This window comes from Bacillus cereus group sp. N31 (genome assembly GCF_016483245.1).
Lineage (GTDB): Bacteria > Bacillota > Bacilli > Bacillales > Bacillaceae_G > Bacillus_A > Bacillus_A toyonensis.
Window position 1 is genome coordinate 126,549 of sequence record NZ_JAEHCH010000004.1, and the last position, 14,668, is coordinate 141,216.

Sequence of the window (14,668 nt, forward strand, 5' to 3'; positions counted from 1 at the left end):
AAGGGTTCTTTATATAAAGAGCGGATACTACGAGTAAACTTTTTTGTTAACGCTAACAATTATATTAGGACGCTAACTAGCGAATGTTTCAATTTGGATTTATTATGATGAAGGACATGCAATGTGGGGCAACTTGTAAGGAATTCATTTTCCAAAAAAGGAAGATGTTCGTTAGCTATAAAGAGAGACGTAAGAATAGGATACAAGGGGGAGTTATTATATGAACGGGAATACTGCAAAGAAAATAGAAGTTCAAGCTGAAAATACCGCACTAAAAAATGAGCAATATGCAGATCCGAAAAAGTGGCATAAGCAGGATACTACATGGGCATTGAGCCTATTTGGAACTGCAATTGGAGCAGGGGTGCTCTTTTTACCGATTAATGCAGGTTCAGGTGGTTTATTATCATTACTACTAATTACATTGCTTGCATATCCAGTTATGTATTACTCACATAGGGCACTTGCTAAAATGATATACGCTTCTAATTCTGCTGATGAGGGGATCACAGGTACAATTAGAGAGTATTTCGGAAATAAAGCGAGTATCATTTTTAACATCGTATATTTCGGTTCAATTTATACAATCGTACTAATGTATTCGGTTGCGCTTACAAATACTGCAAGTAGTTTTATCGTGCATCAATTGCACATGCCAGAACCTCCAAGGGCTATTTTATCACTTGTATTAGTTCTTGGTCTTATCGCTATACTGAATTTTGGTCAAGATATTACTGTAAAGGTAATGAGTATGCTAGTGTATCCTTTCATAGCTTCTCTACTTTTTATCGCAATATCTTTAATTCCACAGTGGAATACGTCAATGCTTAGTTTTTCAGCTGTTTCTACTGCTTCAACAGGTACAGGCTATTTTGGAACGATATTAATGATTCTACCAATCATCGTATTCTCATTTAATCATTCACCTATGATTTCATCATTTGTTGTGAAACAGAGAGCTACGTATGGAATAGAAGCTACTGATGCTAAATGTGCGCAAATACAAAAAGTTTGTTATATCATGACATTCGCTGTAGTTATGTTCTTCGTTTGGAGTAGTACATTAAGCTTGACTCCAGAGGATTTAAAAATGGCAAAAGAGCAAAACTTATCAATCCTTTCATATCTTGCTAATGAGCTTAATTCACCTGTAATCACGATTGCAGCTCCAATCATTGCTTTTGTGGCTATTACAAAATCTTTCCTTGGCCATTATATCGGAGCATTTGAAGTAATGCGTGACATGATTATTAAGTTCGGTAAATCACGTGGAAAAGATATAGAAGAAAAAACAATTAAGACAATCGTCCTTACTTTTGTTGTATTATCATGTTGGTTTGTTGCTTATACAAATCCAAGTATTCTTGGACTTATTGATTCTCTAAGCGGTCCATTAGTTGCTGCTATCTTATGTCTATTACCGATGTATGCAATCAATAAAGTACCAGTACTAGCTAAATACAAAGGGAAAATGAGTAACGTATTTGTTATTATTGTAGGTGTACTTACTGTTTTAGCAAGTATTAAGTCATTATTCTAATTCACGATTGTTAGTTTTAGTGTGAAAATAGTGGACACGAAAAACTTTTTGGACAAACTTCTCAAGTTGGAGAGTTTGTCCTTTTTTATTCAATCTATCAACTTAGCGACAAAAAGCCATCTTTCATATATTAGGTGGCTTTTTCGGTATTAATATATTTTAATTATTCACGTCTGAATGGACCTTTTGGAGCAATTAGTTCTAAATTAGTACCATCTGGATCACGGAAGTAGGCAACGCCTGTACCAAATCCAGATTTCAAGCCGTCTTCTTCTTGAAAGACAATTGGATCTCCATCTGGTTCTACTCCAATTGCTTTTAGACGTTCTACAGCAGCATCGATATCTTCTACTTCAAAACAAAGATGAATTGCACTAATTTGGTCATTTGAGTAAGATGCTTTATCTGATTTAGGGACAACGTATTCTAGAATGTCGATATTCAAATTGTTTAAGTGAAGGTTGGTATATTTAATACGAGTATCATCAAGTCCTTGAGTTTGCGCCATTCGTTTTCCACCAATTTCATCGATGTTTGATACTTTCTTACCTGTTAATGCTTCATAAAAAACGATAGATTTTTCTAAATTACTTACTGTAATTCCGACGTGATTTACTTGTGAAAAGCTTGCTGTTTTTTCACTCATTTTTGTTGCCTCCTATTTTTAGGTGGTGTAATGTATTCGTTTCACCAATCTTTTACTGTAATTAAAATGAGCTTTTAGTAGAAGTTCTATTCTATGTCTTTTGTAACAACACACGAGAAATATAAGAGTGTTTTTTAATCAGAAAAGAATCTAGTATCCGCTAGATTCTTTTATTTTTCGTTTGTCTTGATACAAAAATTTGATGAATTTAAATTACAGCCATTGAGCAAAAAAGTTTGATATGAAAAATATTATTCTTTAGTACATACATTTTTAAGATGTTAAATATATTTCATAATAGTCTCTGTAAGATAGGGATAAGTAAAATAGCACTTTAAAGTGCGTACTTTTTATAACTTTGAATATCATTCATAATAGCACCAGTAAGAAGAAAACAAGCTTTACGGTACTACTATTTACCAACGATGTTACAGCAGTTTATTTAGAATCAGATTGATTAAAAGGTTGTACTATATGGCCTAATAATTTCGAAAAAATGCCAGAGTGGCATAAAACGATTATGGAGGTTAAAGATATGAGTACTTCAAATTTGAATGAAATTAGTAAACAAATTTTAAAAGAGGAGGAAACACTTCAATTTTCCTCTTTTACAAATGAAGATGCCTTGCAACTAGGTTTATTTATCGCTGAAACAGCAAAGCGAGAGGGGAAATTGATTGCTGTTGATATAACAAAAAACGGTGTGCAATTATTTCATTTTAAGATGACAGGGACAAATGCGGAAAATACGAAATGGATTGAGCGTAAAAAACGAGTTGTTTCCCTGCATGATCATAGCTCTTATTATATGCAGATACAAAGTGAAATAACTGGAATCTCATATAATGAAAAATATCTTTTAGATACTTCGGAATATGCTGCGTTTGGTGGGTGCTTTCCTATCAGAGTAAAAAACGTAGGAGTTATTGGAATGATAACAGTTTCAGGATTGCCGCCAGAAGAAGATCACGAATTGGTAATAAGAGCAGTTAAACATCATTTGAATCAATAATAAAAGTAAATTCAATTGTTAAATATAGAGACAAAAACGAACACATTCCTGTTCGTTTTTGTGTTTTTTATTGTTTGTTTGCTGTAAGAGTATGGATGTTAAAACAGTATTAAAGTTTGACATGTAATTTATAAGATGTTAATCATTAAATAAGTGACGGGTATAGTTTTTAATACTATTCATTGGTAATGTTTAGCTGAATTTAAATTAAAACTGTAAAAATCCAGGTAATGTGTTATTCATGCTACCTGGCTTTTTTGACCAGCAATTTAAGGTTATTTTCATATTTGTGTAAATATGAAACAAGCAGGATACATGAATAGAGAATGGGTAAAATAGTACCGAATGATCACTAGATTGTCTCAACGATGTTATAAAATGTTTTTTTAGTAAACTAAAGTGGTTTAAATGAAGCAGTTTAGTTAGATTCAGAATGACTAGCAATTGGTGTTATGGAGTTCAATGATTCAAAAATGAACTCATTTAAACCCATATTATCTTCGCAATGTATCATTTTGAAGAATATTAAAAATTAGGAGGAAATGAATTATGACAAAAGATTTCTATACCGCACTGAAAGAAAGACGTACTTACTATGGAATTAATAAAGAGGTACAAGTATCAGATGAAAAAATTAAAGAAATCGTGGAGTTTACTGTGAAACATACTCCATCAGCTTTCAATTCTCAAACTGCGCGATTAGTTGTATTATTTGGTGAAGCTCATGATAAATTATGGGATATTACAACTGAAACATTAAGAAAAGTAGTTGGAGATGGAGATTTTTCAGGAACGCAACAAAAAATGGATTCTTTTAAAGCTGGTTATGGAACAGTATTATTCTTTGAAGATGAGGCTATCGTTAAATCGCTTCAAGAAAAATTTGCTGCATATGCTGAAAACTTCCCAATTTGGTCACACCAAGCATCAGGTATGCACCAATTAGTCGTGTGGACAGGTTTAGAAGCAGAGGGATTAGGGGCATCTTTGCAACATTATAATCCATTAATTGATGATGAGGTAAAACAAGAATGGAATGTTCCTGCTAATTGGAAACTAATTGCACAAATGCCATTTGGTAATCCAACAGCTGCACCAGGTGAAAAAGAATTCCAACCGCTTGAAGAGCGTGTGAAATTTCATAAATAATAAACATTATTCATAAGGAATGAGTAAAAAGATTCTAGTTATTAATTCAATCACAAGTGTAACGATATATATTAAAAAAAAACACGAAGACATTTAAGTCTTCGTGTTTTTTTGATTAATTTTTGAAAGTGATAAAGGAGTATAGGCAAAGATATTTTATTATTAAATGTTAAATATTTGTATATGTAAAATTACATATATCTAATGATTGATAATCATGAATTAATGTAACTATAATAATTACACTGGGAAATAACTTATGGACTACAGTTTTAAGTAACGAAGGAGGAATTTGTTTTATTGTATTTTGTATATAAAAAATAGAAAAGGAGATATGCAAATGAAAAAATTACTTGTTATAGGCATAATGTATACAATGTTTTTCCTCATAGGAAATATACACTTACATGCTGATGAACGAACAAATGTAAAAAAAATTACTAGTTTAGAAGAGCCTACTTGGATATTTCAGGCGGGCATAGGTAAGGGGAAATATCACGATCGACAAGATTTAGGATTTATTTTGCAGAGAAATACACCATTAAAGGTAAGACAAACGAATCTTTATTTTAAAGACAAATTAACATTACGCTTATTATCTAATGACTCAAAAAATGAAAAGTCCATACAAGTAGGAAATGAATGGGTCACTATTCAAGGTGATACGCCTTTAGTTCCTTTCATAGATACTCCGTATGGTGAAGAGCGCGCTATACTGGAGTACCAAGTAGGGTATGAAAGTGCTACGAAACCTCTTCCAATTTATAAACAACAAGGAAGTGTATCTCAATTTTTTAGCACATGGGATCAATTTGATGGAGAGTATGCATTAATTCAAGGGAAGAGTTTTCAATTATTTGTACCTAAAAAAGATACAGAGTTAGTAAGATCTTTAAAAGATTTTCAATCGTTAGATGAGTTAATTGCGTATTATGAAGATATTTTTGTGATATATGATTCAATTATTGGTTTAGATGGCTCAACTGTTGAAAATAGAAAAAGTCAAAATCGTTATTTCTTAAAAGCAGATATATCCGGTGCTGGCGGTGCCTATTATGGCGCAAATTGGACAGCGAATAGTACAGATAGTACAAAGATGTGGTTAGATAAACTTAGTTGGGGAACTTTACATGAAATTGCCCATGGATACCAAGCTGGTTTTGATAATCAAGGAATATTTACAGGAGAAGTTTCTAATAATCTATTTGGTGTTCAATATCAATATAGTAAATACGGCAAAAAAGCAGATCAAGTTGGTTGGTTGTTTAATTTTGGGAAGAAGGAACAAGTAGAACGGAATTTATACAATTCTTTAATGAAAGAAAATAAAAATTATGATGACTTAGATTTACGACAAAAACTTATTCTTTTAACGATGGCGAAACAAAAAGCTGGCGATGAAGCTTTTGCGAAAATGTATCAAGGTTATCGAAAAATAGCTAGCAATACAGCTTTCAAAAAAGGTGACCATTCTTTACCAGATTTAATGAATCAGTATTATAGTGAGAATGGACAAGTTGATTTTACACCTGTCTTTGAAAGATGGGGCTTTAAACTTAATAATAAACAAATAGAGATTAATAGGGCGAAAGGTTATCCGGCTGTTACTTCTTTAGCTTATATAGTGCCTGAATCACAATTAGTTAAAGCAAGAGCACTAGTTGATCCTGAGATTCCGATAAACTCCAACTTTGAAATAGTTACAAATCAGCAAATTGCTTCACTTGGGCTAAAAGGGAATTTGCATATCCATTTAAATACAAATGAAATAGATACATTGAAAGGAGGAAAAATTAAATTAAAAGAAGGGAATAAAGTTATTCAAGAGAAAACAATTGAAAAAACAGATATCAATTTACAAGACGTACCAAATGGAGTTTATACAGTTGAGATTTCAGGTGGAAAAACGGATAGTATGTACCATTTCAGTTCGTATTATACCTATATAAAGGAAAAAGATAATAGTCTAACCATTGATATTAACGAAATGAAAGTGAGTAAGTTGGTAAATGAAACGATTCAATTCCTAGGATTAGGAGATGACCAGTTTGCCGAATTAAATACAGACTTAGAGCAAGATCAAGCTGTTTTTACGGTTACTACTAAAACGCCTCATAGCTATTATGCAGGTGAAAAATACGCATCAATAGAGGTGTTTAATAATAAGGGGGAAAAAATTTATACGAAGGAAATGGAAGGAACAAATGTAACGATTGTAAAAGATACAGTTCCACTAAAAGAAGGATATAGAATTAAAATCTATCATGATGAAATTAAAAAACGATTAACTAGTAAAGCTACTATTATGAATCCTATGAATAAAACAAATGAATTTATAATGACAAAATGGGGATTGAAAAATACTTATTTGCAAAATAATCCGGAAGAAAATCTTATGCAAAGAATTGATGAAGAAATGGAAGCAATTATAAGTAATCCTGTTTTAAAAGAGATACCAATGCAAAAATTAGAAATGAAAAAGAATGTGTGGATGGCAATAAATATGTTATCAGAACCACAAAAAATACTGTATATGAATAAGTATAAAGATAGTTTATATAATGAGTAATTTTTGAGAAATGAATGGAATCTATCCATATTATGAGGAAGCACAATTCATAAACAGTAGATAAACATTTATTTAACTTAATAATAAGATTATAAAGGAGTAAGAATATGAATAATTTCGTAAAGGTAGGTTTAACTACAGGAGTGGTGTTATCGGCGATTATGCCCTATGGAGGAGTGCATGCGGAAACAGAAGATTTAAAAGTGGAAACAAAGGAAGATACGTTCCGAACAGGTAATTTAACAGCACCTTCTCAAAATTCGGCAGAAAATGTAGCAAAGGATGCACTAAAAGGAAAAACAGAACAAGCATTATCATCAAAGCAAGTTAATACGGAATCCAAAGTTAATTATAATGTTACGCAAAGTCGTAAATCTTATGATGGTACTACATTGGTACGTCTTCAACAAACGTATGAAGGAAGTGATGTATACGGATATCAACTAACAGCACATATAAATGATGATGGTGTACTTACGAGCGTTTCGGGGGATAGTGCCCAAGATCTACAACAACAGGAAGATTTGAAACAACCTATTACTTTATCAGAAGAGGATGCAAAGAAACAGCTTTTCAACATCTATGGAAATGATCTCATATTTATTGAAGAACCAGAAATTAAACAAGTGGTATATGTAGATGAAAATACAAATAAAGCTACAAACGCATATCAAATTACTTTTAGTGCATCTACACCTGAATATGTATCTGGTACGGTATTAATTGATGCTTTTGGGGGTAATCTATTAAAAGAACTCGTTCAAAAATTGGGTATACAAGTAGATAGTAGTATTGTCCAATCTGCGACAGCAAATAAAGCACAAGATCCTTCGAAATTAACAGGTACAGGAAAAGATGACTTAGGTATTAATCGTACGTTTGGAATTACGCAGCGAAGTGATGGAACGTACATGCTTGCAGATTATTCTCGTGGTAAGGGAATTGAAACATATACTGCTAATTATAAAGATTATAATAATTATAGAAGAAATGTATGGGGTTATCTCGATGATTTAGTAACAAGTAATTCTACAAATTTTACTGATCCTAAAGCAGTTAGTGCCCATTATTTAGCAACGAAAGTATATGATTTTTATCAAGAAAAATATGGCCGTAACAGCTTTGATAATAACGGACAAAAAGTAATTTCTGTCGTTCATGGTTGGAACACAAATGGTACGAATAAAGGAAATCCTAAGCAGTGGTTTAATGCATTTAGTAATGGAGCTATGCTAGTATACGGAGATCCAATTGTTAGAGCATTTGATGTGGCAGGACATGAATTTACACACGCGGTTACAAGAAATGAGTCTGGACTTGAGTATGCAGGAGAAGCTGGTGCAATTAATGAGGCTCTATCTGATATTTTAGGAGTAGCAGTTGAAAAGTATGCCAATAACGGAAAGTTCAATTGGACAATGGGAGAACAATCAGGTCGTATTTTTAGAGATATGAAAAACCCATCATCTATCTCTTCTAGATATCCGGAGGACTATAGACATTATAATAACTTACCTATTGATGCTGACCACGATCATGGTGGTGTACACACGAACTCTAGCATTATTAATAAAGTAGCTTACTTGATTGCTAGTGGTGGAAACCATAATGGAGTAAACGTACATGGCATTGGAGAAGATAAAATGTTTGATATTTTCTATTATGCAAATACGGATGAATTAAATATGACTTCTGACTTTAAAGAATTAAAAGAAGCTTGTATTCGTGTAGCAACGAACTTATATGGTAAAGACTCATTAGAAGTACAAGCTGTCCAACAAGCCTTTAAAGCAGCTTATATTTAAGACTACTATGATGAATTGTAAACCTTTTATTTTAATATGATTCTTTATTTAAATATATAGACAAAAACCTTGTAGAATTTCTCTGCAAGGTTTTTGTTACGCATGGCATTTTATTTTATGTATCATTATCTCATGTTAATTGGTAATTAGGATAACTAATAAGTTGTTTTTATCGAGTCAAAATTACCAAACGTTTTTTAACACTATTTTTCCTATTGCTTTATTCGATTCCAAATATTCATGTGCTTGGGCAACTTCATCAAACGTGAAAGTTTTCGAATCTAGCAATGGGCGAAGTTTTCCTTCTTCTACAATTTGCGTTATTTTCGTTAAGATTTCTCCGCAATCATTACGCTTATCAGTATGTAATATTTTTAATGCCATAAAAGTAACGTGCAGAGAGAGTCCTTTTGCGTGTAAAGGAGAGAGGTCATGGGTTGAACGAGCTGCAATTGTTACGACAGTGCCATTGACCGCAGCAGCTTCAAAAGAATGATCAAGATTCTTGCCACCTACTGTATCAAATATAGCTTCAAATCCGTTTCCATTCGTATGTTTTTGCACATATTCTTGAACAGATACTTCTTTATAATTAATAGCTATATCGGCTCCTAGACGATGGGCTATTTCCATTTTGCTCTGCTGAGAAGCGGTTGTAAAAATTTTAGCGCCTGCCCATTTAGCTAGTTGAATGGCTACGTGTCCTACGCCACCAGTAGCTCCATGAATGAGAACATTTTGACCAGGTTTAATATTTGCACGATCAAATAAAGATTCCCAAGCTGTAATTGCAACTAATGGTAGAGCAGCAGCTTCTTCCATTGTTAAATTGTTAGGTTTGTGAGCAATTAATCGTGCATCAGCAAGCATAAATTCTGCAAGTGCACCTCCAGTTTCTTTAAAACCTCCGGCACATCCGTATACTTCATCCCCTGATTTGAATTTCGAAATACCTTCTCCTACTTCAATAACAATACCAGCTACATCGCCGTGTAATATAGCTGGAAACTCAGGAGCGACTGCTGAAACGGCACCACTACGCATTTTTGTATCGATTGGATTTACACTTGTTGCTTTTACATCGATTAGAACATGACCTGGTAAAAGTTTTGGTTTTGAAACTTCTTCTAATTGAAATACAGATGAATCCCCAAAAGAATGGATAATTTGTGCTTTCATAGTTTATACCTCCTGTTTGTGGTTATAGCATAGCAAAGTACGAAAAATAAGTATAATATTTTGAATTTGGTTAGTGAGAATTTTATATAAAGAAGAGGAAAGTGCATGAAATGAAATAATGTAACGTACTTCTAAAAACTACTGTAAAGCTTTTTGAAGAAAGGGTAGATGTTATTTTTGCAGCATGATTTATTCATTACGCTTATCCCGCATTCACAGGCAGTAAGACCCCCACCTCAAAATTCAGCGAAAGCAAAGAAGTTAGGTGGGAGTTGGGCTGCTCGTAAAAGCCCGATTGGTGAGGGCTGAATAAAGTTTCACTTTATTCGGAGCGACAGGGGATTTAGCGAAACGCAAAATTTACCCTGCTTTATACAAACTATTTAGTAATCAACATATACCGCAATCTATTTCGATTATCGGTATTGGCAGAAGGGTAATGTCAGATGTGGAATTTCAAACAAAGGTAGAACAATCCCTTGCTACATTTTCTAGAAGAGCTACTGATGACGAATCAGGAGTAGAAGAATTTATTAGCACATTTCGTTATTGTCAATTAAATACAGCGAATATAGAGGACTATCAAGATTTGTTGCGTCTTGTAAAGAGACGTGAAACAGAATTAAACATTCCTGAAAACCGCATGTTTTACCTATCTGTTATACCAGAAGTATTTGATGTCATTGCTTTAAATATTAAGGAAAGTGGATTGTGGGCTACAAAAGGATTGAACCGTTTTATTATAGAGAAGCCTTTTGGTTATCATGTAACGTCTGTTCACGAGTTTAACGAAAAATTAATTGAAGATTTTGATGAAACTGATATTTATTATATCGATCATTATCTTTGAAAATGAATGGTAACTCAGGATAAACTTAGAAAAGTATTACGAAATAAATAGTATGTAATTTAAGACATATTTATTGACGATAATAATTTATGTAGTTAATATACTAGACATAATATTATTTAATTACTAAAAGTAATCAAATATAAAATATTTCGTTAAATTCTATAAATAAGTACGTTGTAGTAGAAACGCTTTGAATTGCCACTATTAATATTGGGGACAATTAGAAGGCGAAAGGTATAAAAAGAATTGGAATTTGATAACTCTTTGTTTTTTATAAAAACATGAGCTTCTGTACAATTCATTTTTAATATATTGACCAGGATTATACAACAAGAGGGGGACTGAAATTGGAATCAATGACCTTTGTTTTATTTGGAGCGACAGGGGACTTAGCGAAACGCAAAATTTACCCCGCACTATATAACTTATATAGAGATCAAAAGCTTCCAAAGCAAATATCTGTTATCGGGCTTGGGAGACGTGAAGTATCTCATGTAGATTTTCAAAAAAGAATAAAAGAATCAATAGAGACGTTTTCTCGTCATAGAGAAGAAGGGACTTCAGAGCTCGAAGGTTTTTTAGATAATTTTCGCTATTGTCCATTAGATGTGAGTAAGCCGGAAGACTATGAGAGATTATTACAAGTCGTTCGTGAAAGGGAAGAAGAACTACATATAAAAGGAAATAGAATGTTCTATCTTTCCGTTGCTCCTGAATTTTTCGAGACAATCGCTTTAAATATTAAGGAAAGCGGACTTGATAAAACGGATGGATGGAAACGCCTAATGATTGAGAAACCGTTCGGGCACGACCTTACATCTGCTCGTGAGCTGAATGATAAGCTTAGTCGCACGTTTGAAGAAGACGAGATATACCGTATTGATCATTATTTAGGTAAGCCGATGATTCAAAACCTTGAAGCACTAGAATTTGCAAATCCTGTTCTCCAATCGATTTGGAATAAAGAACATATAGCGAATGTACAAATTACAGCGAGTGAAACAGTTGGGGTTGAAGAAAGGGCAGGATATTATGATCAGGCAGGAGCCATTCGAGATATGGTTCAAAATCATATGTTACAAATATTAATGATGACTGCTATGAATTTGCCGGAAAAGGTTAATGCATGTGAAATTCGAGAGGAAAAGCGAAAGGTAATGGAGACGCTTCGTAAAGTGAAAAAAGAAGACGTTCAAAACCATATCATTCGCGGACAATATGGTGCAGGTGAGATAAACGGTCAACAAGTTGTAGCATATAAAGAGGAGCCAGGAGTAAATCCTTCTTCTAACATAGACACATTTGTTGCTGCTCGCTTGTGGATCGATAATCCATTTTGGACTGGCGTTCCCTTTTATATACGAACAGGCAAACGAATGAAAGAAAAGTCTACTCGTATTGTAATCGAATTTAAAAATACGTTAAAACAGCAATATCAAGATAGTAATCCAAATGCAGCACCTAACTTGTTAATAATTGAAATTAGCCCAGGTGAGAACGTTTCATTACAGTTAAATAGTAAAAATCCATTGAAAAATGGAGAAATTGAACCGATGCGTATTAACTTTACTTGTGAGCAAGCGGATGTGGGAGTACCTGAAGCGTATGAAAGACTCATTCATGATGCTGTGAGTGGAGACGCTACATTCTTTGCACATTGGAGAGAAGTTGAATTGTCATGGGAATGGGTACAACCAATTCTTGAAGCATTCGAAGAAAACTTATTACCACTTCATGAATATGAGTCGGGTTCATATGGTCCAGATGCGTCTAATGAACTATTGCAAGAAAGTGAATTTAAATGGTGGTTAGATCAAGAAACGAAAAAATAAGTACTTTCTTTCATGAAAGCATTTAGGGGGACGATTACTATGACACAAAACATAAATCAATTAGCAGTGAATACAATTCGTACGTTATCAATTGATGCTATTAATGCGGCAAATTCAGGTCATCCAGGTCTTCCGATGGGAGCAGCGCCAATGGCTTATGCATTATGGGCGAATCATTTAAATCATAATCCTAATCATCCAAAATGGTTTAACCGTGATCGCTTCGTTTTATCGGCGGGACATGGATCTAGCTTATTATATAGCCTACTTCATTTAGCTGGATATGACGTTTCAATTGATGACTTGAAAAACTTCAGAAAATTAAATAGTAAAACGCCAGGACATCCTGAGTTTGGTCACACTTCAGGAGTTGAAGCAACTACAGGACCGTTAGGGCAAGGGATTGCCAATGCTGTCGGAATGGCAATGGCAGAAGCGCATTTAGCAGCGAAGTTTAATAAGGATGGTCACTCTATTATAGATCACAATACGTACGCTTTAGTTGGAGACGGTGATTTAATGGAAGGTGTCGCTTATGAAGCGATGTCAATGGCAGGACATATGAAACTTGGCAAGTTAATTGTGCTGTATGATTCAAATGAAATTTCACTTGATGGTGAATTAAACATTGCTTTCTCTGAAGATATGCAGAAAAGGGTAGAATCTGCACATTGGCAATATGTAAGAGTTGAAGATGGAAACGATGTTGATGCGATTACAAAAGCGATTCAATTAGCGAAAGACAATACGGACCAACCTACTCTTATAGAAATTAGAACCATTATAGGTTACGGAAGTCCAAAAGTTGCTGGAACGAACAAAGCACATGGTAACCCGCTTGGATTAGAAGAAGCGACAGCGACAAAACAAGTGTATGGTTGGCATTATGAAGAAGACTTTTTTGTACCTGAAGAAGTAACAGCTCATTTTAATGAACTGAAACAAAAAGGTATTGAAAAAGAACATGGCTGGAATGAGCAGTTCAACTTATACAGAGAGTCAAACCCTGCACTAGCAGATGAATTAGAAAAAGCGATTACAGGTGAAGTTTTAATCGAAGCGAAAGACATTTTATCCTTCGATACTGAAAAAACGATTTCAACTCGTGTTGCAAGTGGGGAAGCTATTAATCATTATGTGAAATCGATTCCTTCTATTTTCGGTGGAAGTGCAGATCTTTCTCATTCTACGATGACAGATATAAAAGGTGAAGCAGTGTATGCGGTAGAATCGTATGCTGGCCGAAATATATATTTCGGTGTACGTGAACATGCAATGGGCGCGGCAGCGAATGGACTGGCACTTCATGGAGGAGTAAAACCGTTCGTGAGTACATTCTTTGTATTTAATGATTACCTTCGTCCATCTATTCGACTCGCTGCATTGCAAAAGTTACCTGTTACGTACGTATTTACACATGATTCGATTGCTGTAGGAGAAGATGGTCCAACGCATGAACCTATTGAACATTTAGCAGCTCTTCGGGCAATTCCTGGTTTAACAGTTATCCGCCCATCAGATGCAAATGAAACAGCAAGTGCGTGGGCTTATGCTTTACAGCAAACGGATGGTCCAGTCGTTTTAGTACTCAGCCGTCAAAATTTACCGGTGTTTCATGAAACGAAAGCGAACATAGAGAATCTTTCTAAAGGCGCTTACGTATTAGCACAAACGAATGAAAATCCGGATGTGATTTTAATTGCGACAGGTTCTGAAGTATCCTTAGCTGCTAGTGCAAAAGCGAAACTAGAAGAAGACAATGTCTCTGTTCGTATCGTTGCAATGCCAAGCTGGGAGCTATTCGATCACCAATCGAAAGAATATAAAGAATCCGTTCTTCCGTCTTCTGTAACGAAACGAGTATCTCTTGAGATGGGTGTATCTCTCGGTTGGGAGCGTTATGTAGGACAAGAAGGAAAAATATTATCGATTGAAACATTTGGAGCTTCAGGAACTGGGGCTGAAGTCATGAATCTATTTGGATTTACGACAGAAAATGTTGTTCAAATTACAAAAAATGTATTGAATTCTTAAGCTATGACTGTGAATACCTTTCTGGACAGATCAACTTATCAGTGCTGAA

At 34.2% G+C, this 14,668-nt stretch carries 10 protein-coding genes and 1 pseudogene; 9 read left to right on the top strand and 2 right to left on the bottom strand.

From position 1 onward, the window contains the following. Positions 1 to 220: 220 nt before the first annotated feature. Positions 221 to 1,540: an aromatic amino acid transport family protein gene (locus JDS81_RS08600; RefSeq protein WP_001014167.1), complete on the top strand. Its 1,320-nt coding sequence runs from the start codon at positions 221 to 223 to the stop codon at positions 1,538 to 1,540. A gap of 163 nt (positions 1,541 to 1,703) precedes the next feature. Here the strand turns inward: JDS81_RS08600 and JDS81_RS08605 are convergent, their stop codons facing one another. Continuing rightward, on the bottom strand, positions 1,704 to 2,186 hold the full coding sequence (locus tag JDS81_RS08605) for a VOC family protein (protein ID WP_097953881.1): 483 nt from the start codon (positions 2,184 to 2,186) through the stop codon (positions 1,704 to 1,706). A gap of 496 nt (positions 2,187 to 2,682) precedes the next feature. Between JDS81_RS08605 and JDS81_RS08610 the strand changes: the two genes are divergently transcribed. The 4 genes from JDS81_RS08610 to JDS81_RS08625 all read left to right on the top strand — a co-directional run bounded on the left by JDS81_RS08610 (position 2,683) and on the right by JDS81_RS08625 (position 8,721). Continuing rightward, positions 2,683 to 3,198: a heme-degrading domain-containing protein gene (locus JDS81_RS08610; RefSeq protein WP_138921149.1), complete on the top strand. Its 516-nt coding sequence runs from the start codon at positions 2,683 to 2,685 to the stop codon at positions 3,196 to 3,198. 549 nt (positions 3,199 to 3,747) lie between these two features. Further along, the gene (locus JDS81_RS08615; RefSeq protein ID WP_000158953.1) at positions 3,748 to 4,347 is read left to right on the top strand and encodes a nitroreductase family protein; all 600 of its coding nucleotides are present in this window, start codon (positions 3,748 to 3,750) and stop codon (positions 4,345 to 4,347) included. A 340-nt stretch (positions 4,348 to 4,687) separates the two neighbouring features. Further along, the gene (locus JDS81_RS08620; protein ID WP_097953882.1) at positions 4,688 to 6,916 is read left to right on the top strand and encodes a putative mucin/carbohydrate-binding domain-containing protein; all 2,229 of its coding nucleotides are present in this window, start codon (positions 4,688 to 4,690) and stop codon (positions 6,914 to 6,916) included. 107 nt (positions 6,917 to 7,023) lie between these two features. Then, the gene (locus JDS81_RS08625) at positions 7,024 to 8,721 is read left to right on the top strand and encodes a M4 family metallopeptidase (RefSeq protein ID WP_097953883.1); all 1,698 of its coding nucleotides are present in this window, start codon (positions 7,024 to 7,026) and stop codon (positions 8,719 to 8,721) included. Between the two features lie 183 nt (positions 8,722 to 8,904). Here the strand turns inward: JDS81_RS08625 and JDS81_RS08630 are convergent, their stop codons facing one another. Continuing rightward, positions 8,905 to 9,900 (bottom strand): zinc-dependent alcohol dehydrogenase family protein, encoded by a 996-nt coding sequence (locus JDS81_RS08630; RefSeq protein WP_097953884.1) that lies wholly within the window; start codon positions 9,898 to 9,900, stop codon positions 8,905 to 8,907. A 168-nt stretch (positions 9,901 to 10,068) separates the two neighbouring features. On the opposite strand from JDS81_RS08630, the gene JDS81_RS08635 reads away from it, so the two are divergent. From JDS81_RS08635 to tkt, 4 genes and pseudogenes are all read left to right on the top strand, one after another. Then, positions 10,069 to 10,209: a hypothetical protein gene (locus tag JDS81_RS08635; RefSeq protein WP_179864510.1), complete on the top strand. Its 141-nt coding sequence runs from the start codon at positions 10,069 to 10,071 to the stop codon at positions 10,207 to 10,209. A 4-nt stretch (positions 10,210 to 10,213) separates the two neighbouring features. Further along, positions 10,214 to 10,750 (top strand): annotated as a pseudogene (locus JDS81_RS08640) (glucose-6-phosphate dehydrogenase); the annotation flags it as partial. Between the two features lie 350 nt (positions 10,751 to 11,100). Then, a complete protein-coding gene (gene zwf, locus JDS81_RS08645; RefSeq protein ID WP_000445347.1) occupies positions 11,101 to 12,585 on the top strand; it encodes a glucose-6-phosphate dehydrogenase in 1,485 nt (494 codons plus the stop codon). Between the two features lie 39 nt (positions 12,586 to 12,624). Then, complete coding sequence (gene tkt / locus JDS81_RS08650; protein ID WP_097953885.1) at positions 12,625 to 14,619, top strand: transketolase; 1,995 nt, start codon at positions 12,625 to 12,627, stop codon at positions 14,617 to 14,619. Positions 14,620 to 14,668 lie beyond the last annotated feature (49 nt).